Origin of the sequence: Novosphingobium gossypii (assembly GCF_050433305.1) — a bacterium.
Lineage (GTDB): Bacteria > Pseudomonadota > Alphaproteobacteria > Sphingomonadales > Sphingomonadaceae > Novosphingobium > Novosphingobium gossypii.
Genome location: NZ_JBNPXM010000002.1, coordinates 351,643 through 378,086 on the forward strand (window position 1 = coordinate 351,643; position 26,444 = coordinate 378,086).

General features: G+C 65.7%; 20 protein-coding genes. 8 read left to right on the plus strand and 12 right to left on the minus strand.

What is annotated here, in order from left to right:
- Positions 1–18 precede the first annotated feature (18 nt).
- Positions 19–1,365, minus strand: a complete 1,347-nt coding sequence (locus GGR40_RS07090; protein WP_429275608.1) for a GntP family permease — start codon at positions 1,363–1,365, stop codon at positions 19–21.
- A 314-nt stretch (positions 1,366–1,679) separates the two neighbouring features.
- Between GGR40_RS07090 and GGR40_RS07095 the strand changes: the two genes are divergently transcribed.
- Genes GGR40_RS07095 through GGR40_RS07105 form a run of 3 tightly spaced genes read left to right on the plus strand, consistent with a single transcriptional unit; the run spans position 1,680 to position 4,077 of the window.
- Positions 1,680–1,937 (plus strand): helix-turn-helix domain-containing protein, encoded by a 258-nt coding sequence (locus GGR40_RS07095; RefSeq protein ID WP_429275510.1) that lies wholly within the window; start codon positions 1,680–1,682, stop codon positions 1,935–1,937.
- Positions 1,938–1,963: 26 nt separating this feature from the next.
- Complete coding sequence (locus GGR40_RS07100; protein WP_429275511.1) at positions 1,964–3,079, plus strand: Gfo/Idh/MocA family protein; 1,116 nt, start codon at positions 1,964–1,966, stop codon at positions 3,077–3,079.
- Positions 3,076–4,077: an SMP-30/gluconolactonase/LRE family protein gene (locus GGR40_RS07105; protein WP_429275512.1), complete on the plus strand. Its 1,002-nt coding sequence runs from the start codon at positions 3,076–3,078 to the stop codon at positions 4,075–4,077. Before GGR40_RS07100 ends, GGR40_RS07105 begins: the two co-directional genes overlap by 4 nt.
- Before the next feature lie 29 nt (positions 4,078–4,106).
- Here GGR40_RS07105 and GGR40_RS07110 read toward each other — a convergent pair whose 3' ends face one another.
- Positions 4,107–5,126 carry an alpha/beta hydrolase gene (locus tag GGR40_RS07110; protein WP_429275513.1) on the minus strand — a complete coding sequence of 340 codons (1,020 nt, stop codon included), beginning with the start codon at positions 5,124–5,126 and terminating at the stop codon, positions 4,107–4,109.
- Positions 5,127–5,385: 259 nt separating this feature from the next.
- On the opposite strand from GGR40_RS07110, the gene GGR40_RS07115 reads away from it, so the two are divergent.
- The gene (locus GGR40_RS07115; RefSeq protein WP_429275514.1) at positions 5,386–7,020 is read left to right on the plus strand and encodes a DUF5597 domain-containing protein; all 1,635 of its coding nucleotides are present in this window, start codon (positions 5,386–5,388) and stop codon (positions 7,018–7,020) included.
- Between the two features lie 93 nt (positions 7,021–7,113).
- Positions 7,114–9,207 carry a TonB-dependent receptor gene (locus GGR40_RS07120; RefSeq protein WP_429275515.1) on the plus strand — a complete coding sequence of 698 codons (2,094 nt, stop codon included), beginning with the start codon at positions 7,114–7,116 and terminating at the stop codon, positions 9,205–9,207.
- Between the two features lie 48 nt (positions 9,208–9,255).
- Here GGR40_RS07120 and GGR40_RS07125 read toward each other — a convergent pair whose 3' ends face one another.
- Genes GGR40_RS07125 through GGR40_RS07150 form a run of 6 tightly spaced genes read right to left on the minus strand, consistent with a single transcriptional unit; the run spans position 9,256 to position 15,976 of the window.
- Entirely contained in the window at positions 9,256–9,909 is a 654-nt protein-coding gene (locus tag GGR40_RS07125; protein WP_429275516.1) for a YjbE family putative metal transport protein, read from the minus strand.
- Entirely contained in the window at positions 9,906–10,988 is a 1,083-nt protein-coding gene (locus tag GGR40_RS07130; protein ID WP_429275517.1) for a D-alanine--D-alanine ligase family protein, read from the minus strand. The genes GGR40_RS07125 and GGR40_RS07130 overlap by 4 nt, the downstream gene beginning before the upstream one ends.
- Complete coding sequence (locus GGR40_RS07135) at positions 10,981–12,039, minus strand: AbrB family transcriptional regulator (RefSeq protein WP_429275518.1); 1,059 nt, start codon at positions 12,037–12,039, stop codon at positions 10,981–10,983. The genes GGR40_RS07130 and GGR40_RS07135 overlap by 8 nt, the downstream gene beginning before the upstream one ends.
- Positions 12,036–13,337 carry a CitMHS family transporter gene (locus tag GGR40_RS07140; RefSeq protein ID WP_429275519.1) on the minus strand — a complete coding sequence of 434 codons (1,302 nt, stop codon included), beginning with the start codon at positions 13,335–13,337 and terminating at the stop codon, positions 12,036–12,038. Before GGR40_RS07140 ends, GGR40_RS07135 begins: the two co-directional genes overlap by 4 nt.
- A 39-nt stretch (positions 13,338–13,376) precedes the next feature.
- Positions 13,377–14,876 carry an OprO/OprP family phosphate-selective porin gene (locus GGR40_RS07145; RefSeq protein ID WP_429275520.1) on the minus strand — a complete coding sequence of 500 codons (1,500 nt, stop codon included), beginning with the start codon at positions 14,874–14,876 and terminating at the stop codon, positions 13,377–13,379.
- A complete protein-coding gene (locus GGR40_RS07150; protein WP_429275521.1) occupies positions 14,873–15,976 on the minus strand; it encodes an ABC transporter substrate-binding protein in 1,104 nt (367 codons plus the stop codon). Before GGR40_RS07150 ends, GGR40_RS07145 begins: the two co-directional genes overlap by 4 nt.
- Positions 15,977–16,072: 96 nt before the next feature.
- Here GGR40_RS07150 and GGR40_RS07155 point away from each other — a divergent pair, with 96 nt between their 5' ends.
- Both GGR40_RS07155 and GGR40_RS07160 read left to right on the plus strand, forming a co-directional pair.
- Positions 16,073–16,738, plus strand: a complete 666-nt coding sequence (locus tag GGR40_RS07155) for a response regulator (protein WP_429275522.1) — start codon at positions 16,073–16,075, stop codon at positions 16,736–16,738.
- Between the two features lie 50 nt (positions 16,739–16,788).
- Complete coding sequence (locus GGR40_RS07160) at positions 16,789–18,123, plus strand: sensor histidine kinase (RefSeq protein WP_429275609.1); 1,335 nt, start codon at positions 16,789–16,791, stop codon at positions 18,121–18,123.
- Between the two features lie 83 nt (positions 18,124–18,206).
- Here GGR40_RS07160 and GGR40_RS07165 read toward each other — a convergent pair whose 3' ends face one another.
- The gene (locus GGR40_RS07165) at positions 18,207–20,441 is read right to left on the minus strand and encodes a TonB-dependent siderophore receptor (protein ID WP_429275523.1); all 2,235 of its coding nucleotides are present in this window, start codon (positions 20,439–20,441) and stop codon (positions 18,207–18,209) included.
- A 223-nt stretch (positions 20,442–20,664) separates the two neighbouring features.
- On the opposite strand from GGR40_RS07165, the gene GGR40_RS07170 reads away from it, so the two are divergent.
- Positions 20,665–21,393 carry an AraC family ligand binding domain-containing protein gene (locus GGR40_RS07170; RefSeq protein ID WP_429275524.1) on the plus strand — a complete coding sequence of 243 codons (729 nt, stop codon included), beginning with the start codon at positions 20,665–20,667 and terminating at the stop codon, positions 21,391–21,393.
- A 221-nt stretch (positions 21,394–21,614) separates the two neighbouring features.
- On the opposite strand, the gene GGR40_RS07175 is transcribed toward GGR40_RS07170, so the two are convergent.
- The 3 genes from GGR40_RS07175 to GGR40_RS07185 all read right to left on the minus strand — a co-directional run bounded on the left by GGR40_RS07175 (position 21,615) and on the right by GGR40_RS07185 (position 26,419).
- Entirely contained in the window at positions 21,615–22,664 is a 1,050-nt protein-coding gene (locus GGR40_RS07175) for a tyrosine-protein phosphatase (RefSeq protein WP_429275525.1), read from the minus strand.
- 88 nt (positions 22,665–22,752) lie between these two features.
- Positions 22,753–25,116, minus strand: coding sequence for a TonB-dependent receptor (locus GGR40_RS07180; protein ID WP_429275526.1), 2,364 nt, complete (start codon positions 25,114–25,116; stop codon positions 22,753–22,755).
- Between the two features lie 142 nt (positions 25,117–25,258).
- Entirely contained in the window at positions 25,259–26,419 is a 1,161-nt protein-coding gene (locus tag GGR40_RS07185; protein ID WP_429275527.1) for an MFS transporter, read from the minus strand.
- Positions 26,420–26,444 lie beyond the last annotated feature (25 nt).

The window sequence follows — 26,444 nt, forward strand, 5'->3', positions numbered from 1 at the left end:
CATCACCCGCCCCCTTTGTTAGAAGAGGCTGCTGCCTGCAAGGACCAGCAGCAGGCCGACCACCGCGACCACCGTTTCCATGATCGACCATGTGCGGAACGTGCCGGGCATGTCGGTGCCCATGTAGCTTTTCACCAGCCAGAATCCGGGGTCGTTGACGTGCGAGAAGAACAGCGATCCCGCGCCGATCGCCAGCACCATCCACTCCGGTTCCACTCCAGACGCCGCGACCAGCCCCTGCATGACGCCCGCAGTGGTGATGGTGGCAACCGTGGCCGACCCGGTGGCGAGACGGATGCACACGGACACGCCCCACGCCAGCAGCAGCGGAGAGATCGCCCCGTCGCCCGCGATCCGCACCAGCATGTCGGACAGGCCGGCCGTGACCAGCACCTGCTTGAGCGCGCCGCCCGCGCCGATCGCCAGCAGGATGCCGCCGGCAGGGATCATGGCCTCAGTCCAGATGGAATCCTGGATCTTGCGTTCGCCCAGACGGTGACCGAACAGCAGCGGCAGGGCGACCAGATTGGCGATCAGAAGCGCCAGCACCGGATCGCTGACCCAGCTCAGGAACTGCATGTGCCGTGCAGCGGCGGGCGGCATCAGCGCCACGGCCTGCCCGGCGGCGATGAGCACCACCGGCAGCAGCACCGCCGTTAGCGCCCGCCAGACCGGCGGTGCCGCGACCTCCACCGTGGCCGGGGCGAGGGGCGGGGGGCTCAGTTTCACGCCGGGCGCGGTGAAGCGCGCCAGTACCGGCCCGGCGATGATCGCGGTCGGGATGCCGACGAGGATGCCGTAGAACAGCGTCAGCCCCAGGCTGGCGCCCAGCGCGTCCACCGCCAGCAGCGGGCCGGGATGCGGCGGCACCAGCGCGTGGACGACGGACAGGCCCGCCAGCGCCGGCAGCATCAGCCGCAGTTTCGCGGTGTCGTCGTTCTGTCCGCTGGGCAGGGCGGCAGCGGCAGAGGCGACGATCGGCAGCAGCAGCACCAGCCCCGTCTCGAAGAACAGCGGCAGGCCGATCAGCAGCGCGGTGAACAGACTGGCCCACGGCGCACCGCGCACGCCCGATATGCGCAGCGCCGCGCGGGCAAGGCCGCCTGCGCCGTCTGACAGCTGCAGCATCGCGCCAAGTCCCAGGCCCAGCGCCACGACCAGACCGGTGCCGCCCAGGATCGCGCCCGCGCCTTTCTCCACCGCCTCTGCCGTCTTGTCGAGCGGGATGCCGGCAAGGATGCCGACGACGAACGCGCCGCACAGCAGCCCGACGAAGGGATGCAGCCGCCCCTTGACGATCAGCGCGATCGACAGCGCGATACCCGCGACGGCGGACAGGACGAGGCGATAGTCCTCCGGCGTCATCGGGCGGACCCATCGGTGGTGCAGGAATGTGCGCGATACCATTCCGGCAGCCGTGCCGGACGCAAGGACGACGTCATCCGTGATCTCTCCCATTTCGCGATTCGCGCGGCGCTTGGCACCGTCATCATCAAATCTGTTGGACAGGTTATAGCCGGATTACGCTGATGTTCTACAGAATTTACTGTATTGGACAAAATTCTGCTTGAACCTGTCAGACCGATTCACGTATCACTGTTTGCAACGAACTCTGGCGCGGAACCGGGATGCGACCCTGTCCGGCGCTACCAACCGAGTCATTGCCGAGGGAGAGAGAGATGCACCTTGCTGCAGATCTGTACGCCGTGCCCGCCGCTTCGGATCTGCCCGAGGCGCCGCATCTGACGCCGACGCAGATGCGGGTGCTCGACTGCGTGCGTTCCGGCCTGCTGAACAAGCAGATCGCCTACGAACTCGGCATGGCGGAGGCTACCGTGAAGGTCCACATGACCGCGCTGATGCGCAAGCTGAACGTGCGCAACCGCACGCAGGCCGCCGTCGCGGCGGATCGGCTTGAGCGGGCGACCGCGGCCTGATCGCAGCACGGGAAGGGAACAGCAGGATGACCATAGGATCAAGGCGCGACGTTCTGGGCGGCATCGGCGCGGGCGTGGTGCTGGCGGGCTTGGGCAGCGGCCGGGCGCTTGGGGCGGGCGTGGGGTCCCCGCGCAAGATCGGCTACGCGGTGGTCGGCCTTGGCTATTACGCCACGCGGCAGATCATGCCGAACTTCGCCAACTGCGAACACTCCCGCCTGGTCGCGCTGGTCAGCGGCACGCCCGCCAAGCTTGAGCAGTACGGGACCGAGTACGGCATTCCTAAGACCCACCGCTACAGCTACGCCGACTTCGATCGCATCCGCGACAACCCGGATATCGACGCCGTCTACATCGTGCTGCCCAACAGCCTGCACGCCGAGTACACGATCCGCGCGGCGCAGGCGGGCAAGCATGTGATGTGTGAAAAGCCGATGGCCACTTCCGTCGCAGAGTGCCGGGCGATGATCGCCGCCTGCCGCAAGGCCGGGCGCAAGCTGATGATCGGCTATCGCTCCCGCTTCGAGCCGTACAACCGCCTTGCCATCGAACTGGCGCGGGGCGGGCATGTCGGGCCTACGCAGCTTGTCACCGCAGAGCACGGTTTCCCGATCCAGCCGAACCAGTGGCGGCTCGACAAGCCGTTGTCGGGCGGCGGATCGATGATGGACATCGGCATCTACAGCCTGAACGCCGCGCGCTACCTGACGGGGGAGGAGCCGGTGTCGGTCAGCGCGGTGGAATCCACCGACCGGTCCGACCCACGCTTTCGCACGGTGGAGGATCGGGTGACGTTTGCGCTGCGCTTTCCGTCGGGCGTGATCGCGAACTGCATCTCCAGCTACAGTTCGGCCCACAATGGCTATCGCGTTGTCGGCACCAAGGGCTGGATCGAAATGGAGCCTGCCACACCCTACGTCGGGCAGGCCATGACCATCCGCAAGGACAACCAGACTCAGTCGCGCGTGTTGCCCGCACCTGCGAAGAACCAGTTCGCCGGGCAACTGGATCATCTGGCGGAATGCGTGCTGAACGGCACCGATCCGATCGTGCCGGGCGAAGAAGGGCTGGCCGACCTGCGCGTGATCGAGGCGATCTATCGCTCCGCCGCCGAAGGCCGCCAGGTGAGCCTGTCGGCATGATGCAGCGCCGCACCGTCCTCGCCGGACTTGCCGCGCTGCCGCTGCTGGATGCTGTTCCGGCGCCGGCTGCGGAGGCGGCTTTCACCGGCGTCCGCCGGCTGGACCCGGAGCTGGACCGAATCATCGCCGCCGATGCGCAGCCGACCGTGCTGGGCAAGGGTTACCGCTGGGCTGAAGGGCCGGTCTGGGTTGCGAGCGGCGATTACCTGCTATTCGGTGACCCGGCCAGCAACGTGGTCTATCGCTGGCAGCGGGGGAAGGCGATCTCCACTTTCCTGTCACCTTCCGGCCATGCGGCGCCGGTGCCGCCGACGATCAGGGAGCCGGGCCTCAACGGGCTGGCGCTGGACGGGAAGGGCGGCGTGGTAGGCGCGAATAGCGGGGCGCGCTCCATCGACCGGATAGACTTTGCCACGCGCAAGCGGACCGTGCTGGTCGACAGGTACGAAGGCAGGCGCTTCAACAGCCCGAACGACGTGTGCGTGGCTAAGTCCGGCGCGATCTATTTCAGCGATCCCACATATGGCCTCGCCGGGGGCGACGCTTCGCCTCTGCGCGAAATGGACTGGTGCGGACTCTACCGCATGACGCCCGACGGCACGGTGACGCTGCTGGACCGCACGCATCGCAGGCCCAACGGGCTGGCACTGTCGCCGGACCAGCGCACGCTCTATCTGGCGCTGTCGGATGAGAAACAACCCGAAGTGCTGGCCTATACGCTGGACGCGGCGGGGATGCCGACCGGCAGCAGGGTATTCCGCGACATGCGCCCGCAGCACGGGGCAGGACTTCCCGGCCTTCCCGATGGCATCAAGGTCAGCGCATCCGGCTACGTCTTCGCTACTGGGCCGGGGGGCGTGCATGTGTGCAGCGCCGACGGCAGGCTGCTGGGCATCATCGGGACCGGCAAGCCCGTGGCGAACTGCACGCTGGCGCCGGGGCGCCTGTTCATGACCTCGTTCGATACGCTGGCGGTGATCGACCTGCATCGGTTCTGACGCCGCGGCCAGCCCGCAGGGGGCCAGCCTCAGCGCTTGTCCGGTCCGGCTGTGAAAATGCCCTGCCTGCGCCCATAGGCGTGGAACAGGTCGGGCCAGGCATGGGCAGGTACGTCCGCCGCCAGACGCGCGCCGAAGCCGTGGCCGCCCTTGTCGAAGGCGTGAAGTTCCGCCGGCGGGTTCTTTTCCAGCAGCGCGCCGTACATGGCAAGGCTGTTGGCGATGGGCACCAGTCCATCGTCGCTGGCGTGGGTCAGGAACACCGGCGGGGTCGCTTCCGTCACCCGGTTTTCCACCGACGCCGCCTTGCGCGCCGCCACGCTGGATCCGGGGCCAAGCAGGGCGTCGCGCGAACCGGCGTGGACGAAGGACTGCGCCAGCGTCACGACCGGATAGATCATGCCGACAAGGTCGGGTCGGGCGGAAAGCCTGTCCGCCGCATCGACAGGGGCATAGACGCGCTCGTCGAACCGCGTTGCGATGCTTCCCGCCAGATGCCCGCCCGCCGAGAAGCCGAGCACCGAAATCCGCTTGGCGTCGATCGCGAATTCCGCCGCGCGCGAACGCACGATGCGCACCGCACGCTGCACGTCCTGCAACGGCACCGTGGCGCGGTTCGACCAGCCTTCTCCCGGCAGGCGATAGTAGAGGATAAAGCAGGTGACGCCGCGCTCTGTCAGCCAACGCGCCTGTTCCTCCCCTTCGTTGTCCACCGACAGGAAGCCGTAGCCCCCGCCGGGGATGATGATCGCGGCGGAACCGTCCTGATAAGCGGGGCGGCGTACTTCGATCGACGGACTGGCGACGCCGGTCATCCAGCGGTCGTCGAAGGTGGGGTCGGTCGATCGCTGCTGAAAGGCCCGCGCAGGCGGCTTCGCGGGGGCACCGGGCACTTCGCCGGGCCATAGGGTAATGGACGGACCGCCATGAGCGATAGCGCGCGATCCGGCACGGGCGCTGGTGGCCATCCCGGCCAGGCCAGCGAGTGCCATGCCGGCAACGGTCATTCCCGCCAGCAAAGTGCGCCGCGACGCGGTGGTATCGTTCATGCGGTAATCCTCTCCAGGGCAATCGACGGGCACGCGCACAGGGTGCGCCATCGGGGCCGATCGGATCCGGCCCGGTATTTGGGATAAATCACGTGATCGGTGGCGACAAGGTATTCCCCCTCGCTTCTGTTAGCGTTATCCTCCATCTCGATCCGCAGGGGGTGGCCGAAACGCGGACCATCGTGCCGGGCGTCATGGTGCAAGAGGATAGCGGCCGCGGGAGCGCACAGTTCCGGCGCGGTCCGGCCAAGGGGGAACGATGAAGAAACTGACGACGATCATGGCGCTTGGCCTTGTCTTGGCCGCCGATGCTGCCGCCACCGCGCAGACCGCAACGCCGCTTCCCCGTCTGGAGACGCGCGACGGGCGTCATTCCCTGATCGTCGATGGCGCGCCGTTCGTGATGCTGGCCGGGCAGGTCAACAACTCCAGCAACTATGCCGAGCCGCTGAAGGCTGCATGGCCGGTGCTCGATGCCATCCATGCCAACACCGTGGAAGTGCCGATCGCGTGGGAACAGGTGGAACCGGTGGAAGGCCGTTTCGATTTCACGTTCCTGCAGGAATTGCTCGATCAGGCGCGCGCGCATGACAAGCGCGTGGTGCTGCTGTGGTTCGGCACCTGGAAGAACACCAGCCCGGCCTATACCCCGGGCTGGGTCAAGCTCGACAACGCCCGCTTCCCGCGCATGAAGGATCCGCAGGGCAAGGACCACGGCGTGCTTTCCCCGCTGGCCAAGGGGACGATGGAGGCGGACAGGCGCGCGTTCGTGAAGGTCATGGAATACCTGCGCGATCACGACCGGCAGAACACCGTCATCATGGTCCAGCCCGAAAACGAGACGGGTTCCTACCGCGTGCCCCGCGATTTCTCGGCAGAGGGCAATCGCCTGTTCGCACAGCCGATCCCCGCCGAGCTGGCGCGCAAGGTGGGCAAGTCCGGCACGTGGGAGCAGGCGTTTGGCAAGCAGGCCCCGCGCGCGTTCAATACGTGGCATGTCGCCAGCTTCGTCAATGCCGTGGCGGCGGCGGGCAAGGCGGTGAAGCCGCTGCCAATGTACGTCAACGCCTCTCTGGCAGGGCCGTCCAACGTGCCCGACCCCACCGGCGTCGCCAGTGGCGGGGCGCAGTGGGACGTGCTCGATATCTGGAAGGCGGCGGCCCCCGCAATCGACTTCGCCGCGCCCGACATCTACGATCGCGACAGCGGCAACGTGATCCAGTATCTCGACAAGTATGCGCGGCCCGACAATGCGCTGATGGTGCCTGAAATCGGCAACGCGAAGGAGTTCGCCCGCTTCTTCTGGCCCACGCTGGGGCGCGGCGGCATTGGTTTCTCGCCGTTCGGCATGGATGCCACGGGGTATTTCAACTATCCGCTGGGCGCGCGCGAACTGGACAAGGAGACGCTGGACGCCTTTGCGCTGCCTTACGCGGCGGTCGGCTCCATCATGCGTGACTGGGCGCGCATCGCCGCCACCCGTCCCACCTGGGGCGCGGCAAAGCCGGACGACGGCAGCGTGCAGGCCGTCACTCTGGGCGCATGGAAGATCACGGCGGACTGGGGCCAGTGGCAGTTCGGCATGAAGGACTGGACCTGGATCAAGGCCGAGCCCACGCCGTGGAGCACGCAGCCTGTGGGCGGCGTCGCCGTGGCGCAGCTGTCGGATACCGAGTACCTGGTCCTGGGCGACCATGTGCGCGTCAGCTTCGCCGCGTCCAACGGTCGGGAAGACGGCACCATCGTCTCGGTGGAGGAAGGCACGTTCCGCGACGGCAAATGGGTCACCTCGCGCGTGTGGAACGGTGACCAGACCGACTACGGTTTCAACCTCATCGACAAGCCGCAGGTGCTGAAGGTGACGACCGGCTTCCATTCGGCCGGGCGGCGCTGACCGGCACGGCTTTCTTAACCATAATTTATGAGTTTGCCCTTAGCGACGCGCCGAAATCGGGCAGAATGCCCGATGGTGTTGTGAGGGCTTCCATTGTCGATCCGTCTTGCCGCCTGCGCGGCCATGCTGTGCACCCCGCTCACGCTCGTTCCGGCCATCGCGCAGGATCGTGCGGACGACGTCGCTTCGGGAGGCGATGACGCCATCGTCGTCACCGCCCGCAAGCGCGAGGAACGTGCCATCGACGTGCCGATCGCCGTCACCGCCATCAGCGGCACGACGCTGGAAAAGCGCGGCGCGGCAAACCTTGCGGACTTCCTGCAGGAAGCGCCCGGTATCGGCATCTACGACGGTGGATCGGCTCTGGGCACCCGGATCACCATGCGCGGCATCTCGACCTCGCTGGGTGGCAACGAGAACGGCTTCTATCTGGACGACCTGCCATTCACCGGCGTGACTGTGCCAATCAGCCCCGACGTGCGCGCGTGGGATCTGGACCGGGTGGAAGTGCTGCGCGGGCCGCAGGGCACGCTGTTCGGTGAAGGTTCGATGGGCGGCACCGTTCGCATCCTGACGCGCGGCGCCGACCTCGACAACTGGGAGGCCAAGGGTCTGGGCATGGTGTCCGACACCCGCGGCGGCGGCACCAACGCCGGGGTCAAGGGCGCGTTCAATGCCCCCATCATCCCCGGCGTCCTTGCCGTTCGCTTTGCCGGAACGCACGAGCGCTATCAGGGCTGGGTGGACAACAGCAGCACCGGCCAGACCAACGTCAACGACCAGACGTACGACACCTTCCGCGCGCGCGCCCGTTTCGACCCCACCGATCGCCTGTCGATCACCGGCACGTACTGGCTGTCGAAGTCGGACTTCCCCGGCGGCGGATCGAGCGCCCGCGATGACGGCCAGCAGACGCGCGGCACCGTCCCCTACAGCAAGAACCGCACCGAAGTGTACGGCGCCACGGCGCGCTACGATCTGGGCCGGGCCGAGCTGTTCTATTCCTACTCGCACAGCGACTTCGACCTTCCGCAGGAAGGCAGGTCGGCGCGCGGCCCCATCCGCACGCGCATCGGAATCGACGTCGATGCCCACGAACTGCGCCTGACCTCCACGGGCGAGGCGCCGCTGAAGTGGACGGTCGGCGCCTATGCCCGCAATTCGCAGCGCAACGACATCGTCCAGTTCGCCGCCGCCGGCATCGACAACGACGCCCAGCTGCGCACCAGCGCCCGCGCCCTGTTCGGCGAAGCGACGTATACGCTGCCCGGCGCCCCGGTCGATCTGACGGCGGGCCTGCGCTATTTCGAGGATCACCTGCGCGGGTTCGAGGCCAATTCCGGCGTTGTCACCGAGCAGCCCGGCGATACCTACCATTCGTGGAACCCGCGTTTTTCCGTCGCATGGCATCCTGTGGCAGATGCGACGATCTACGCCAGCGCGGCCAAGGGCTTCCGCTCAGGCCAGATCCAGCCCACCGTGCCGCTGGCGCTGGCGCCGCTCTATGGCGTGACGCTGCCTGCCACGCTGAGCCAGGATTCGATCTGGACTTACGAAGTGGGCGCCAAGGCGGATCTGTGGGACCGCAGGCTGAGCGTGGAAACGGCGGTGTTCTACAGCGACTGGAAGGACGTGACGGTCCGTATCCCGATCCCCGGCACGACGTTCAACGGCCTCATCAATTCCAAGGGCACGCACACCAAGGGCGTGGAGTTGAGCCTTGTCGCACGGCCGGTGCCCGGCCTGGTGCTGTCCGCCGGCGGCGCTTACGTCGACGCGGAATATGTCGGCAGCGTCCCGGGCACTGCGATCGTCGATGGTGCGGCGGTGGATGACGTGGCCAAGTTCACGGCCAACGCCGCGCTCGATTACAGTGCGCAGATCAGCGACACCGTCAGCGCCTTTGCCCGTATCGGGTGGCAGCACAGTTCGCCGCGCCGCAATTCGTCCTATGCCGCATTCCTGCCCGGCGATACGGTTGACCGCGTGGACGCGCGCATCGGCGTCGATCTGGAACAGGTGACGCTGGCGCTGTTCGCGGACAACCTGACGAACGACAACGGCGCCACCAGCTTTCGGCAAGTGCAGCAGCTGGGTCCGACCACGTTCGACATCACCTCGAACCGCCTGCGTCCTCGGACGCTGGGCGTGGAGGCCAGCTTCCGCTTCGGCGGTCCGGTGGGATGACATGATACGGCCCGGGCGATCCGACGATCGCCCGGGCCGGACTTTGCCTCAGAACAGCGCGAGTATCCCGCGCGAGGGATCGACGAGGCCTTCCCAGATCATCTTGCCCGCCACCCACAGGATCACCAGCAGGCCGACGTAGGCGAGCCAGCGATAGCGTTCGATCACGCGGGCCAGTACATTGGCGGCAACGCCCATCAGCGCCACCGACAGGATGAGGCCGACGGCAAGGATGCCCGGATGGTCACGCGCGGCGCCGGCCACGGCCAGCACGTTGTCGATGCTCATGCTGACGTCGGCGACGGCCACTGCCCAAGCGGCGCCGGCGAAGCTGCGCGGGGCAGCCTTGGCGATGGTGGAGTCCGGGTGTTCGTCGGTGTGGTCTTCGCGCAGTTCGCGCCACATCTTCCACGCCACCCACACGAGCAGCAGCCCGCCTGCAAAGACGAGGCCGACGATCTGCATCAGCTGGCTGACCACCAGCGCGAAGGCGACGCGCAGGACCAGCGCGGCGATAACGCCGATCAGGATGACCTTGCGGCGCATCGCCGCAGGCAGACCCGCTGCCAGCGCGCCCACGACGATGGCGTTGTCGGCGGCAAGCATCACGTCGATCAGCACCACCTGCCCGAAGGCCGACAGCGCAGAAGGGCTGGTGATGTTGGAGAAATCGGCAACGATGTGCTGCCAGAGGTCGTTCATGCGGTATCGTCCCTGTTGGTCCACGCGCCCCTTAAGACGGCGACGAGGAAATCTGCGTAGCGCCAGCCTGTTGCTGCGGCGGCGATGGTGGAAAGGCTGTCCTGATCCTCACGACCGGGGCGGCCCGCGCCCGTGAGGTTCGGCTTGATGTTGACGTCGAACAGCAGGAACGCTCCGGCGGCGTCCTGGCGGCAATCTATTCGCATGGGTGAACGGATGCCGATGATTTCGGCCGCCTGCTCGCACGCAGCTATGACGGCGGCGACAGCGGGTTCGGCGCATTCGGCAGCGGTCATGGCGGCACTGTTGGTGCTGACGGGTACGTCGCCGTTATAGGGAGCGACGTCGTCATGCTGGCCGAAACGGCGCACCGGGGGCAGGGCGAAGGGCCTTGTCCCGCCTTCGTGCGCCGCTGCGGGCATGACCGTGATGGTGATTTCCTGGCCCGGCAGGAACTGTTCGATCATGATGGCGGAGCCGAACTTGCCGCCGGCGATGATCGCCCGGGTGCTTTCGATCATCTGCTCCAGGCTGCGGGCAACGCTGACGCCCTGGCTGCCACGACCGCGCAGCGGCTTCACCACCAGTGGCAGGTGCTGCGCGAACTGCTCCAGCTGCGCACCAATGTCCGGTGCCGACCCGTCCACTACCCACGATCGGGCTACAGGCAGCCCGGCATCCCGAAGGCGGGCATTGGTGGCGGCCTTGTCGTCCACCGCTTGCATGGTCCGGGGATCGGGGCCGACCACCCACGCCTTTCGCGCAGCGGTTTCGATGGGATGACCATCGAAGACGACGGTGTTGGCCCATAGCAGCGTCGCTCCTGCAGCCAGCGCCGCTTCGATGCCTTCGTGCGTATCCGGCCATATCCAGTCATACACGCGCGTCGGGTCCGGCGCGTCGACCGGGGTGACTAGAGTGCAGCCGACCGACTGCAGTGCTACGCCCATGTCGGCGCCGCTGTCGGAATAGCCGCCGGGCTTGGCGTCCTTGCGCTGGCCGTCGATCACGGGCGGCTCGATTGCCTGGTAGAGGATGGCGATCTTCTCGGCGAAAGGATCGGGGCGGGAATCAGGCATCGTGCGACCTCATGAACTGAAACGCGAAAGGCGCGCCGATGATGACCAGCACCACGCGCACCAGATGGTGGACGATGACGAAGCTGGCCTCCAGCGCCAGGCTTAGGGCGACCATGCTCATCTCCGCCACGCCGCCAGGCGAGTAGGCCAGCGTCACCAGCGCCGGGTCCAGCCCGGTAGCCCAGCCGATACCGAATGCCCAGCCGAAGGTCACCGCAAGCAGGATCATCGTCGATCCGGCGGCCAGTGCCAGCGTGCGCAAAAGCGTGGGCAGGTCCAGCCCGACGAAACGGCAGCCGATGGTGGCGCCAAGTCCCACTTGCGCGGCAGCTATGGCCCACGCCGGGATATGGAAATCGCTGAGGCCCGTCAGGTGGACGGCAGCGCTGACGAACAGCGGTCCCATCAGGTGCCACGCCGGCAGGTTCAGCGCCCGGCCAAGACCTGCACCCACGATCATGCAACCCAGCGCCCACAGCAGCAGGGTCCAGTCGGCCATTCCTGCAACCTGCGGCGGTAGCGGGGCGTGGCCGGTCCGCGTCTCGAACAAACGGATGAGGAAGGGCAGGATGAAGACGACGAGGAAAATGCGCGCGCCGTGGATCAGGCCGATGGTGCGCTCGTCCGCGCCGCGCTCTGCGCCCAGCACGACCATCTCGGCGATGCCCCCCGGCATCCCGGCGAAGTATGCGGTCGGCGGGTCGAACTTCGCGACCTTGCGGAAGTAGACGACGCAGGCCAGCGCGGCACTGGCGAGGAACAGCGGCAACAGCGCGATCGGCACGATCCATGGCGCCGCTTGCGCGGCCAGTCCGGGGTGGAACGAACTGCCGAGCACCACGCCCAGCACGGCGGCCATCGGCCTGCGGGTGGCGGAACTCGCCGCGATCGGCAGGCGCGCGATGCTGCCTGCCGCGCACGCGGTCATCGCGCCCAGCACCCACGGCAGGGGGGCGCAGATCGCCCAGAACACGACCCCGCCGCACGCACCAACGGCGAGCGCGGCGAGGAAGCGCAGGATGACGGAGAGGGTGCCGTTGGGGAGGGTCACGCCACGAACGGGAACGCCAGCACCGCCATGCCCACCACGGTCATCACCAGGCAGCACAGTGCCGCAGGGATCAGCGTGAACTTCTGATGGTCCGCAAGGTCCACGCCCGCCAGGCTGACGAGCAGGTAGGTCGAGGGCACCAGCGGGCTGAGCAGGTGGACCGGCTGGCCCATCAACGAGGCGCGGGCGATGGCCATCGGCTCGACGCCGTAGTGCGCGCCCGCTTCCGCCAGGATCGGCAACATGCCGAAATAGAAGGCGTCGTTCGAGATGAAGAACGTGCCCGGCAGGCTGATCAGCGCGGTGATGGGCGCCATGTAGGGACCAAGGACCGGCGGGATCAGGCCGACCACTTCCTTGCTCATCGCCTCCACCATGCCGGTGCCGGACAGGATGCCGGTGAAGATCCCCGCCGCGAAGATCAGCGAAACGACCGAAAGCACGTTGCCCGCATGAGCGCTGATGCGCTCCTTCTGCGACTTGGTATCCGGGTAGTTGGCGATCATGGAGATCGCGAACGCCAGCATCATCAGGATCGGCAGCGGCAGTACACCCCAGACCAGCAGCACCAGCAGTGCGACGACGAGCGCGCCGTTGAACCACAGCATCTTCGGGCGACGCGCTTCGGGCCACTGCGACACGGCAAGGTCGCTCGCCTCCAGTGCGGCCAGATTCTCCACCTTGCCGATGCGGCGGCGCTCCTTGCGGCCGAAGTGGATGGCCAGCACGATCAGGAACACCAGACCCGCGATCATGCCGGGGACCAGCGGCACGAACAGCGCGGCGGGATCGAGCTTCAGGGCGCTGGCAGCGCGCGCGGTGGGGCCACCCCAGGGCGTCAGGTTCATCACCCCGCTCGTCACCATGAGCAGGCAGACGAGGTACAGCCGGTTCATGTCATAGCGCTTGTAGAGCGGCAGCATGGCGGCCATCGTGATGATGTAGGTGGTCGAACCGTCGCCATCGAGGCTGACCAGCGCGCACAGCACCACAGAGCCGATCAGGATCAGCATCGGATCGCCATGGACCAGCCGGATCAGTTTGCCGACCAGGGGATCGAACAGACCGGTATCGGTCATCGTGCTGAAGAACAGGATGGCGAACAGCAGCATGACGCCGGTCGGCGCCAGGTTCTTGACGCCGTCGATCATCATGTCGCCAAGGCCCGCATGGAAACCGGCCAGCAGCGCGAAGACGGTGGGCACGACGCTCAGCGCGACAAGCGGGGTCATCCGCTTGGTCATGATGAGCGTCATGAACGTGGCTACCATCAGGAAGCCGATAAGGGCGAGACTCATTGGTGGTCCCCGGTCTGTGTCATGGATTGATGGGAAGGATCAGAAGGTCACGCCGACGCGGGCGGACAGCGTTTCGCCATCGTCCTTGCCGGTATATGCGCCTGCCGTGTTTTCGGTGTTCCAGTGCACCGCGTTGACCTGGAAGCGGGTGAAGCTGTTGAGATACCAGTTCACGCCCAGGGTCGCGGCCCACCCTTGCGCCGGGGTGGCGATGTCCTTGAATTCAAGGTTTTCGTACCGCGCGGTCAGTTCGATCGCGCCGGGGCCGCCCTCGAAGATCGGGCGCTTGACCTTGGGCTGGCCGAAACTGCCGAGGCGCGGGTTGTAGGGGGGAAGGTCGCCGGTGAGGAAGAAGCCGCCGGACACGCTCCACGCCTGCGTCACGAAGTCGGGACGGCCGCCGTCGAGCCGTGCGTGGCGCTCACCCGCTTCGGCCATGACCCACAAGGGACCGGTGTAGCCGCCAAGTTCCACGCCGTAGCCGGTGGTGCCGGTGCCGCCGATCAGCGTGCCCGTGGACAGGCGCAGGTTGCCGTTGAAGCGGCCACCAATCACGGTGCTGCGGGTCAGCGCGTTCTTGCCGGGGTTCAAATGCTCGTCGAAGCCCCAGATACCCAGATGCAGCACCTGCCCGTCGGTCTTGACCGGGTTCCAGTGCACCCGCCCAAGAACGGTGCGGTTGTCGGACGACGTCTGATCGCCGTCGATGCGATCGCCGGTGACGGTCAGCGATGCGTGGCCGGTCTTCCAGAACAGCCGCGGCATCACGCCAAGGCCATAGAACGCGCGCTGCGGGATGATGGCGGTGGCGACGACGGTGCGTTCCAGGAACGGGGTGGAATCCGAGCCCGTCGACCCCTCGAAGCTGCGGTCGTTGAACAGGTGGCCGACGCGCACGTCATAATCCATGCCCGGCGAGATGCGGTTGCGCCAACCCATGAAGGCGGTGACGATATCGACTTCGTTCTCCGAAAAGTCGCTTTCCAACTGGTAGAAGAAATGGGTTCCAACTGTGCCTTCAAGGCCGAGGCGCAAGGCGCGCATCCCGGTGGTAGTCAGGTTGCGACCGTCGTATTTCGATCCGCTGGTGGTGCTGACGTCGGTGATGATGCGTCCGCGCGGCTTGAAGCTGAACATGCCGTCGGCGGAGTGGAAGACGGGCAGGCCCTGTCCCCATTCGGTGCTGCTGCCGGTTGCGGCGACGGCGGCGGCACGCACGCGCTCGATGTCGCGTTCCGCAGGGCCGGGTGGCAGCAACTGCGGTGCGTAAGGCAGGGTGGAGACGGCGACGGGTGGGGCAGTCTTCACCGGCTCTGCCGAGGCGACTTGAACCGGCGCAGCCTGCTGCGGGGCGGTGGCGGCAGCGACCGTATGGCGCTCGGCCTCAAGCGCATCGACGCGCTGGCGCAGGGAAGCGATCTCGGCAGCCTGCGCCCGGACCAGATCGGCGAGGTCGTCTCGTGTGGGTGTCTGCGCCAGGGCGGGATTGCCGCTGACCAGCGCCAGGAACGCGGCGCTGGTGAACAGGGTACGGGTCATGGGTGTTGTTCTCTCCCTTTGGCCAGGCTCGCGGTCCATTCGCGCAGGAACCGTTGCCGGGTCAGGTGATCCAGATTGACGAGAAGTTGTGGGCCCACGCGCACTACGCGCGTCTGCCGGGCCGGAAGGCGCCGTGCGGGCACATCCGTGCGCACGGGCCACAGGCTGTGGCGGGCAAGCTGCACCTGCCCGGCACGCGAAAGCAGGAAGTCCAGAAACAGCCGCGCCGCCGCCGGATGGCGCGCATCGCGTGAAATGAAGGCGATGCGCGAAGTGACGAGCGTGTAGTCCGTTGGAAACACCACGCCCAGCCGTGGATTGCGCCGCGCCTGCTCCAGCGCGTAGGAGCCGATGACGTTGTAGGCGATCGCCAGTTTCCCCGAAGCGACGCCCGCTAGCATCGGCTGCGTGCTGGTTGCCAGAACGGGGCGTGTCGCGCCGATCGCTTCCACCAGCGAACGCGTGTCACGCGTGGCGAGGAAATCCTGGGACAGATAGAGGTAGCCGGTGTTGGAACGGGCCGCATCGAAAGTCGCCACCTTGCCGGCAAAATCGGCCCGCCTTTGACGTAACAGCCGTTCCAGCGCGTGATGTGTGCGCGGGGCCTGCGCATCAGGGATCGCGCGGCGGTCGTAGACTATGCCGATGGGCTCGGCAGTGACGCCGTAGCCCATGTTCTTCCACACCGCGGTTTCGGGCAGCGCCGGCTTTTCCGGGCTGGCGTACTGCTGCGCGTAGCCATCGTTGATGAGCTTGATCTGCAGGTCCATCGCAGAGGACCAGACGATGTCCGCCGAGTACTGCCTGCCGCGCGTCTCACGCGTGTAGCGGCGGTACATTTCGGTGGAGCCGATGTCGGCGTAGTAGACCGCCACGCCCGGAAACAGCCGTTTGAACTCGGCCACCACAGGCACCATCTCGGCGCGGTCGGCATTGGCGTAAATGCGAACCTTGCCCTCGGCGCGCGCGTCGGCAATCAGCTTGTCGTAGCTGCGTGGATAGCCGGAAGGCCGTGTCGGCAGGGACGCTTGCGGGTTCTGCGCAACGGCAGGTCCGGCCAGCAGGACCGTTATCGCCAGAACAGGGGTGAAAGAACGCATTGCCGACTCCTCTCGCTTTCCGCCTCTATGTTCGGATAAGCAGCGCTCGATGCTCTACGTTTTCAACCTGTCACCCACCTTTCATGGATTTGTCGGATGAGGATCCTGCTCGTCGAGGATGACGCCGCCCTCGGGCGCGGGATCGTTTCGCTACTGCGCGCGGCGGGCCATGCGGTCGACCATGTGGCGGGCGGGGAAGAGGCGCTGTCCGTATCCGCGACCGAGCCGTACTCGCTGGTGATCCTGGACGTGGGCCTGCCCGACATCGACGGCTTTCAGGTGCTGGCCCGGCTGCGCGCTCGCGGGGACCAGTCGCAGGTGCTGATGCTGACCGCGCGCGACGGGCTCGATGACCGGGTGCGAGGGCTGGATCTTGGCGCAGACGATTACTTGCGCAAACCTTTCGACGTAGAGGAACTGGAGGCGCGCGTTCGGGCGCTGGCACGGCGGCGCGGGGGCGACGCAGCGCCTGAAATCGCCATCGGCGCCATGACCATAAACCGTTCCACCGGCCGGGTGGAAGTGTCGGGCCGCCATGTCGACCTGCGCCGGCGCGAATGGGCCGTGCTGGAAGCGCTGGCAGCGCGGGCGGGACAGATCGTGTCGAGAGACATCCTGCAGGCCGAAGTCTTCGGCTTCGACGATCCGGTCGGCTCCAACGCGCTGGAGGTGAATGTCACGCGATTGCGCAGCAAGCTCGCACCAGATGGCCCCGCAATTCGCACCGTGCGCGGCGTCGGCTACATGCTCGATAGGTCGTGACCAGCAGTACCGCCCGCGCCGTATCCCTGCGCCATCGCCTTCTGGTGGCGATGGTGGGGCCGCTGGCGATCCCGGCGCTGGTGCTCGGGCTGATAGGTTGGGTGCTGATTTCCGACGTCGTGCGGCGCACCAACGACCGCGTGCTGGGTGGTGCGCTGGGGGCGATCGCAGAGACGGTGCAGGTGGAACGGGGCGAAGTCACGCTCGATCTGCCGCCTGCTGCGTTTGGAATGCTGGAGAATACCGAACGCGACAACGTCTATTACCGCATCGCAGTGGGGCCGGCATTGCTGACGGGCTATGCCGATCTTCCCGCGCCCGACATCGCCACGCTTTCCGCAGAGGAACCGCGCTTTCGTTTCGCGCAGTTTCGCGGTCAGCCGGTCCGCATCGCGGAGATCCGCCGCGACCTGCCGCAAGTGGGCGCGCCTGTGGTGGTGCAGGTGGCAGAGACGCTGGAGAACCGCCGCAACCTGCGCGACCGGCTGGTGGGGGCGCTGCTGATAGGCGAGTTCGTGCTGATCGGCATCGTCCTGCTGCTGATCCGCCCGGCCCTGGGCTGGAGCCTGCGCCCGCTGGCGGACCTGCGTCGCGTGATCGAGGCACGCGACACCCGGGCCGCTCCCGACCTGTCGCCGCTGCGAACAGGCCCGCTGCCCAGCGAACTGCGGCCTCTGTCGCGATCGTTCGACCGTCTGCTGGGCCGGCTGGACGATGCGACCACCGGGATGCGCCGGTTTACCGCCGATGCCTCCCACCAGATGCGAACGCCTCTGTCCGTGCTGAAGGTGCAGGTGGCACTTGCCCGTCGGGGATCGGCCGAAGCGCTGCACGAGATAGAAGAGGCGACCGACCGGCTCGAACGCCTGCTGACGCAACTGCTGACCCTGGCCCGCGCGGACGAGGCCGGGGTGCTTCCGCCGGACCACGAGATCGACCTCAAGGAACTGAGCCAGGCAGTGATATCCCGCCGTATCCGTCAGGCGATAGAGGCGGACGTGGAACTGCACCTCGATTGTCGCGACGACGGTCCGTTTCGCATCATGGGCCACCGTACCCTGGTGTTCGAGATGCTATCCAATCTGGTCGACAACGCCATCCGTTACAACCGTCGAGGCGGCGCCGCGCGCATTGAACTGAGCACCGACCGCGGTGCGATCCGGCTGGCGGTTTCGGATACGGGGCCGGGGATACCCGCCGAAGCCCGCGAACTCGCCATCTCACGCTTCGCACGGTTGCAGGGGGAGCAGGGACCGACCGGAAGCGGCCTCGGTCTGGCCATCGTCCGCGCGACGGTGGAACGGATGGGCGCCGACCTCGAACTCGGCGACGCCGCGCCGGGTCTGCGCGTAACCGTTACGTTCGGGTCACGCGCCGAAGAATGATGCGAGCGGGCGCCGGGCCTGTGAACTTGCGCCGAAGCAGAAACCGTGCCTGCAACGCGCATGGCATCGCAGGCACCGTTTCATCAGAAATGCCAGCGCAGATTGCCAAGGATCCGGCGCGGTTGTCCGTACCAGCCGGAGTTGAAGAAGCCGACGTTACGGAAATACGTCTTGTCCAGAACGTTGGTGGCGTTGACGCCGATGCTGACGTTCGGCGACAGGTCGTAACGCAGCAGCAGATCCAGCAACACATATCCGGCCTGAGAGACATTGCCGGTAGCGGTCACGGGTTGCCCATTGCTCTGGAAAGCTCCGGTGGGGATCGGCATCGCTCGGTAAATCCGGCTTTGCCAGGTGCCGCCGCCGCCTACGGTCAGGGCCCCGATCTTGTACGTTGTGTTGAGCTTGGCCAGATGCTGCGGCGTATCCGGAGAAAAACGGCTGCCATCGGCGTTTTCACTGTGCACGTAAGTATAGCCGCCCGCGATACGCCAGTCGGGCGTGATCGAACCAGCGACCTCTAATTCCGCGCCCCAGGTCCTGACTCCGCTGACGGCCTGGTACGGCGTGCTGCCGTCCGGCAGCGGCGCGGCGCCAGACAGCAGCTGGGCGACATTGTCCTGCTGCATGTGGAACCCGCTGATCGCTGCGTAGAGGCGCTTTTCGAAGAACTCCCCCTTGAACCCGAATTCGTAGTTGGTGCCGGTCAGCGGTGCCAGTTGTTCGTTGTTCTCGTCACGCTGGGTCTGAACGGTGAAAACCTGCGCATAGCTGGCAAAAGCCGAGATGGTATCGGTCAGGTCCAGTACGACACCGGCATAAGGCGAAAACTTGCCATCGCCGTTCTTGGCCGTGCGTGTCAGCGCGCCGGGATTGGTCGTGGTGTTGTAGGTGCGCGTCGTGGTGTCGACATCGGTGTAGCGTCCACCGAGAATGACCTTCAGCCCGTCGACCGGATTGAGGCGGACGGCGCCGTAGACGCTGGTTTGACGAGTGCGATCCGTGCTGCTGGCGAACCCGCGATCGACCGTGGTGGGACGCGGCACGTCGCCGTTCCAAGTGAAGATGCTTGGAAATGCGGCATAAGTCGTGTTGCCCACGCGGAACGTCGGCAAGCCGTAGGCCGGGGTCAGGGTGGTGGCCACGGTTTCCAGTTCGCGGTCGTAGTGGTTGGCCCCCAGCACGACTTCGTGATCGCGACCGAACAGGCGCAGCGGGCCGGTGGCATAACCGTCCAGCGAATGCTCCCGGGTATGGGACACCCCGTTGGTATTGACGACGTTCAGGCCAAGGCCGGTCTGCCTGTCCGGGAAGAAGGTGCTGTTGGAGCCGGCCAGCAGCAGGCTTTCCGTATCGGTCCAGCGCCGGTTGTACGCCGCGCGCGCAACCCAGCGGCCGATTTCCTGCTCAAGGGTTGCGAAAGCGTTGGTGTTTTCACGCTGCCACCTATTCCACCGGGCCGCCGCGCTGTACGAGCGGGGCAGATCGGTGCGGGTCCCGTCGCTGCAGAACAGTGGCACCGCGCTCCATGAGCCGCCCTGGCTGTCGGTGGTCAGGTAATCGACACCGGCACGAAGACGGGTGGTGGCCGTTATGTCCGCTTCGATCACGCCGTAGAGGCTGGGGGATCGATCGTGCTGGAAATCGAGGTAGCTCCCGCGCGAGGTGTACGCTGCCACGGCACGGGCCCGGATGCGTCCGCTGGAGATCAATGGACCGCCGACATCCGCCTCCGCGCGCACATAGTCCCACGATCCGTAGTTCAGGCTGGCGTTCGCCTTCAGCTCTTCGGTCGGGCGCTTGCGAACGAGATTGATGGTGGCGGACGGATCGCCGGTTCCCGTAACGAGCCCGGCTGCACCGCGAACGACCTCGATCCGTTCGAAGATGGACGTATCGGGCATCACGCTGTTGCCGCTGGCACCCACGTTGAAGTTGGAAGGCACGCCATCGAGCTGGAAGTTGGTGATGGTGAAGCCGCGCGCCTGGAAGCGGGTACGGCTGGAGTCATAGGACTGAACGGAGACACCCGGCGTCTGCTCCAGCACATCCTGAACGGTGATGAGGTTGAAGTCCTCGATCCTCTGCCGGGTTATGACGGTAACCGACTGCGGCGTTTCGCGCAGGGTCGATGGCAGCTTGGTCGCGGTGTTCGTCTCCCCGGTCTGGTACCCCTCGGTACGACCGGTGACCAGGATTTCGTCGATGTAGGTCTGCGTAGTCCGGCCGCCGTCTGCCGCGCCTGATGCCGCCTGTGCGTGCGCGTTGGACGTGGCGATGGCGATCAGCGCGCAGCCCGGCACGGCTGCGCGCTTCATCTTTTTGAACATAAGTCCTCCTGTTTTCGGAATGGTTTGGTGCCACCCTGTTGCGGCTCTGCCCGCGATGAACCCGCGCTTATTTATCTTGCGAAGCACTCGCAATAATGAAAGGGAGCTTTGGCCCGATCGGCATCGATTTGGCCCGATCTGCTTTCCAACGGAACTACAGGCTTACGTGATGAATTTTCCGCAGTCCGCTCCACCGGATCTTCCGCCACTGGTGATCCGCAGTGCCGACCTGCCACGTCACGGGACCATCGTGCCATTCCGGGGGAGCCAGGCGGATGGCTACTACGATCCGCCGCACACCCATGACCGTGCGCAGTTTTCCTATCGCATCGAAGGCTTCTCGATCGTCAGGATCGCGGACCGCCGCATCTTCCTTCCTCTGGGACGGGGCGTGTGGATCCCCGCCGACGTGGTGCATGAGGTGACATGTCGCGGGCCGGCAGCGTACAATGCGTTCTACGCAGCGCCGGACCTTGCGCCGCAGCCTGACACGGTGCGGGTCATGGAAGTAAGCGATCTTCTTCATGCCCTGATCGAGGCACTCATCGAAGAGGGTTCGGATGCGGCGCCCGATCGACAGGGGCCCATGTGCAACCTGATCCTGAACGAAATCGAACGTGCAACTGACGTGGCCGGTACAGCGCCGATCATGCCGCAATCCCCCCGGCTCCGCGACATCTGCGAAGAGCTTGTCCGGCAACCGGCGCAACGGCTGGATCTCGATGTCTGGGCGGTGAGGGCGGGCATGAGCCGCCGGACCTTCACCCGTGCTTTCCGCCAGGAAACGGGGCTTTCCCCCGGCAAGTGGTATCAACAACTGCGGATGGACCACATCGACAGATTGCTGGAGCAGGGTGTCACGCTGCAGCAGGCCGCGTTCCGCCTTGGGTACTCCAGTTCCGCCAGCCTGGGTCGCGCTTACGGGCGGGCGGGGCGCTGAAAATCCCTGCCGTTTATTCGTGTGGATGACTGAATCGCGCCCATCGTCTCGTTGGGGGCTACAGCGGCTGCGGTGTTGGCCCTGCTGTAGTGGCAGTGTTCCGGCAACGATGACGATGCATGAAATACGGCACTGCCGCCTTTCCGCGCGACTATATAGCGGGCCCAAGAACATTGCGCGGATGCGCCGCAACTGACGCCGCCCCGCCAAGGCCAGCGACCCTACTCAAGATAGGCGGCTTGCAACTTCGTGATGTCGGCCCGGGACACGCCAATCTCCTGTGCCAGATAATTGTCGACCGACCCCCACTTCGTCTCGATTTCCGCGAAGGCATAAGTCAGGAAAGCAGTCCCGTCGGCGGTCTTCAGGGGTTGCGGCGTGGCGGCGGCGGGATCCTGCTGGTATCGGGCGAACAACGCCGCTGCGGGATCGCCGGGGTGCGCGGCGGCATCGATCCTGGGCATTTCCCACTCGGGCCGACGCAGCGCGGTGGACAGATGATAATCGGTGACGATCGTGTCGCGCGGAACGCCCAGCGCTGACAGGATCATCGCGGTGACGAAGCCCGTCCGATCCTGTCCTGCCGAACAGTTGTAGGCAATCGCGCCATCGCGCGCCAGCAGGTCGCGGAACACCAGCTTGAGGTGCGGAGCGAGCATCACCGGCATCCTGCGATAGATGCCTTCTCCATTGGTCGGAGCATCGCTCTTCAGCAGCGCGCTCATCGAATAGCCGATCGCTTCGTAGGGCACGCCCACGATCCGCGATGGAGCCAGCGCGCGCTCCTCGCTGGAACGCAAATCCACCTGATGCGAAAGACCCAGCGTGCCGACCTGCTCTACATCCGTATCGCTGAGCAGCGGCTGCCCGCCCGAGCGATAGATCAGACCCCAGCGCACGTGCTTGCCATCTGCTGCCGGATAACCGCCGACGTCCCGGAAATTCGAAGCCTGTTGCAGTGGCAATACCCGTTCGCCGACGCGCGTGGTGTTGCCGGAGCGATCCCTCAGCATGAAGTACAGGCGCTGACCCGCTTTCACCGGAACTGTTTCACGACCGTCGCTGTCGGCCTTGGAAACCAGCCTCATCTTCTCGATCCTTGCGGTCGGATCGCTGGACACGAACACGTCGACCGGATCGTTACCTGTCCACGTCACCGTCAACTGGCCCGGCGTGTCACGCGACACGCGGGGTGCCTCCAGCGATGCGGCATAGGCCACCACAGGTTGGGCGCCAGCAAGCAGGATAGCCAGAACGGGCAGCATCTTCATGATCTTGTATCCTCGATTTGGCTGACTACGAGGTGGTGGACCGCTTTCCGGAGGACGCAGTCCACCATTCCCGCATCGCAGGGCCGGGTCAGAAGCGGATGTTCATCTCGCCGCCGAACGTGCGCGGTTCGTTGAAGAAGCCGTTGAGGCCCGATGTGGGGCTCAGCGCCTTGTAGAACAGGTGCTGTTCGTTGAAGAGATTGCGCGCCCAGACCGCGAAGCTCACCTTCGCGTCGCCGGTGCCCACCGCGATGTCGGCCACCGAGAGGCGACCGTTGACGATGAACGCCTTGTCCCCCTTCGGCTGATAGACGTTACCGGCGGCATCAGGGGCGGTGTAGACCGGATCGGTGACATTGGCGTAGAATCCGGAGTCGAAGTTGCCATCCAGATGCGCGCGCACGGTGAACCCGTCGAACGGCAGTTCATAGTCCACCGTGCCGCTGGCCGAATGGCGCGGCGTGTAAGTCTGGTAGATCGGCACAGCCAGAGTGCTGATGACGCCTGCAGCGTTCGGGTAAGGGTTCACGGTCGCCGGAATGTTGACGTACTGGTACGCGTAGGAAGCGCCCAAAGTCAGGCCGTTCACCGGGTTGACCGTCAGTTCGGCCTCGATACCGTGGATGCCACCGGTGCCCGGTGCGTTGATCGTCGACGTGGTTGTACGCGTGGTGCGCACCCCGCCAGTCTCATACGGGCGCTGGAAGTCTACCTGGATGTCCTTGTAGCTGCCCGCATAGGCCGCGATGTTGAAGCGGGCGTGGTTGTCGAAGAACTCGGTCTTGGCGCCGATTTCGAAGATCGACACCGTTTCGGGGTTGAACGCGTCATAGTTCTGCGATCGCGAATTGGCACCGCCGGACTTATAGCCCGTGCTCCACTTTCCGTAGACATGGACGTCGCGTGACAGGTCGACCGCGAGGTTGACCATCGGGTCCACGCGCGACCAGCTTGCGTCGAGATCGATTTCGCCCGCCACACCGTTGCGGTTGATGGGCAGGGCATTGTTCACGATGGTCAGCGCGCCGTGCTTCATGTCCTTGGTCCAGCGCAGGCCGCCGGTCAGATGGATGGCGTCGTTCATCAACGCCGGGGTCCAGGTGGCCTGGCCGAAAGCGCCGATGCTCCGGGTGGTGACATGGCTGGCGCGGTCGATCGCCTGTGCACCGTAGTCGATCTGGCGCAGCACGTAAGCCGAACCGGCGGCATTGGTGAACTGATTAGTGTAGAAGGCCTGCGCATTGTCCGAGACATGCTCACGGTAGTAGAGCGCGCCAGCAACGTACTTCACGCGGCCCGTATCGCCGATCGCCTGAACTTCCTGGCTCCACTGGTTCTGGCCGAACATGGCAAGGCTGTACCGGGCGAACTGCACATTGGTGAAGTTGCCGGTAGTGTTCGACATCGTGGTGGAGGCGGAGCCGTTGTCCCACTGGCTCTGTTCCAGTTTGCGGTACGAACTGATGGACTTGATCGTCAGGTCCGGCATGGCATCCCATTCAAGGGTCAGGCGATGGCCATGGACCTTGCCGACGCTGGGCTGCTGAGGCACGCCGACGTTGGCGGTCCTGACGCGGTCGGGCTGGACCGTTCCCAGCGCGGCCTGCTTATTGGTGCCGGCACCGACAAGGTTCAGGTACAGTGAGGTAGATTCGTCCTTCGAGATGTCGAAGCTGTAATCCGCGCTGAAATTCGGTGCCGGTTTCCATAGCGCTTCGACATGCAGACCCTGCTTGTCGTACTGGTTGAAACCGTCCGCACCGGCCAGCGGGTTCTTCACCAGCGGATCGCGATGCGCGACGACGCCGTTGATCTTGAGCGCTACGTTGGCGATCGTGGGCAGGTCCACGTGCACTTCGCCCTTGTACGTGCCGAAGTTGCCAAGGCCGCCGGTGGCATTGACGTGGAATTCGCCGCTGGGCTTCTTGGTCACTATGTTGACCGCGCCGCCTTCGGTATTGCGGCCGAACAGGGTGCCTTGCGGGCCTTTGAGGACTTCGATGTTCTCGATGTCGAACAGGGCAGTGCCAAGGCCCTGGGCACGGCCCAGATACACGCCGTCGATGTAGACGCCGACGCCCTGATCACGGGCAGGCTGGTTGCCGTCCGAGAGCACGCCGATGCCGCGAATGTTCACGATGAGCGCCGAATTGCGCGAATAGAACGGCGCCACTTTCAGCGAGGGGATAGCACCGTCGCCCAGATCCACCAGCGATGTGACGTGACGGTTGGTCAGGTCATCGCTGCGCATGACCGAAATGGAAATCGGCGTTTCCTGGAGATTTTCCGGGCGCTTCTGCGCGGTGACCAGGATTTCGCCAAGGCCGCTGCCATCCGCTGCGTCTGCGGCAGCATCAGGTGCCGCTTCGGCGGCATGGGCGGTCGTTGCAAGACATGCAGGTGCAAGCAGGGCGAGCGCGGTCGACGCTGCCCAATAGCGCTTAGATTTCATGATTCTTCCCGTTGAACACGTCGCGGAGCGGGTGACGCTGGGGAGCCGTTAGGCGCGCTATGTTGCAGCTTTGTGAAAATGCGTTGCTGTTATTTTTCTGAAGACGTCGTTTGCCGGAGCGCGAACCAAGCTCCTCTAGAACCTATGACGTGATCCGTGCGCCGGGTCGAAGTCGGACTGCGATGAGTGCCAGAACGAGGCACAATGCGGCCATCAGCCACCATGCAGGGGCCAGATCGGCAAGATGCTGGCGGAGCACCCCCGCGATAAGAGGCAGGAAGGCAGCCAGCACATAGCCGCCGCCTTGCACGAAGCCGGCAATCTGCCCGGCCTCCACTGCATCCGTGCCATGGTCCATGGCCACGATCAGTCCAAGGGGAAACAACGCGCCGATGCCCAGGCCGCAAAGCAGGGCCGCGAGCCATGACAGTGCCAGCGGTGCGAAGGCAAGGCAGAGCAGCCCGACAAACAGAGTACCGGCGGCCAGCAGCATCAGCGGTCGCCGGTCCGGGAAACGGTCCACGGCCAGGGCGACACCGGTACCAGCGGCAACTTCGGCAATGGTGAGGGCGGACAGCAGGGCACCGGCATTCTGTGCCGACCAGCCCAGCCCCGTGTAGTAAGGCGGCAACCAGGCAAGGACGAGCGTATAGGCGCCCGTGCCAAGGCCGAAGAAGGACAGCAGCAGCCAGCTTCGGCTGTTACGCGATACCATGCTTGCCGTCCTGACCGAGGCGGGTTGCCCCAGGTTGCCCATCGCCCTCCACCAGACCATCAGGCCGACAAGCGCAGGCAGCGCCCAGACACCCGTTCCCGCCGCCCAGCCATGAGCGAGCGCGAGGCGGGGGGCGGCAAAGCTGGCAAGCGCGGCACCGCCCATGATCGCGGTGGAGTAGAAGCCCATCAACATCGCCGTTTGCGCGCCTGCGCGTTCGCGAATGATCGCCGGCATCAGCGCCTGCACGACGGCAATGCCCACGCCGCCCACCACCGCGCTGGCTAACAGGGCGGGGACCGTCGGCCATAGCCACCGTGCCAGCCCGGCAAATGCCAGAGCGGCAAGCCCCGCCGCGACACCGCCCCGGCGACCCAGCGTCGCCTGGACCCTTCCGGTGCCGAGCAGGCACAGGCCCATCAGCAACACCGGCAAGCTGGTCAGTAGGCTGGCGCTGGTATCGTCCAGCCCGGTGTCACGCTGAATCTGGTCAAGCAGGGGACCGATCGATGCGAGCGAGGGGCGCAAATTGATGCCGATGAGCAGGATCAGGGCCGCGAACGGCAGGCGGCCGGACGGTCCGGGCATAACAATACTCCGATGGGGGCGGATA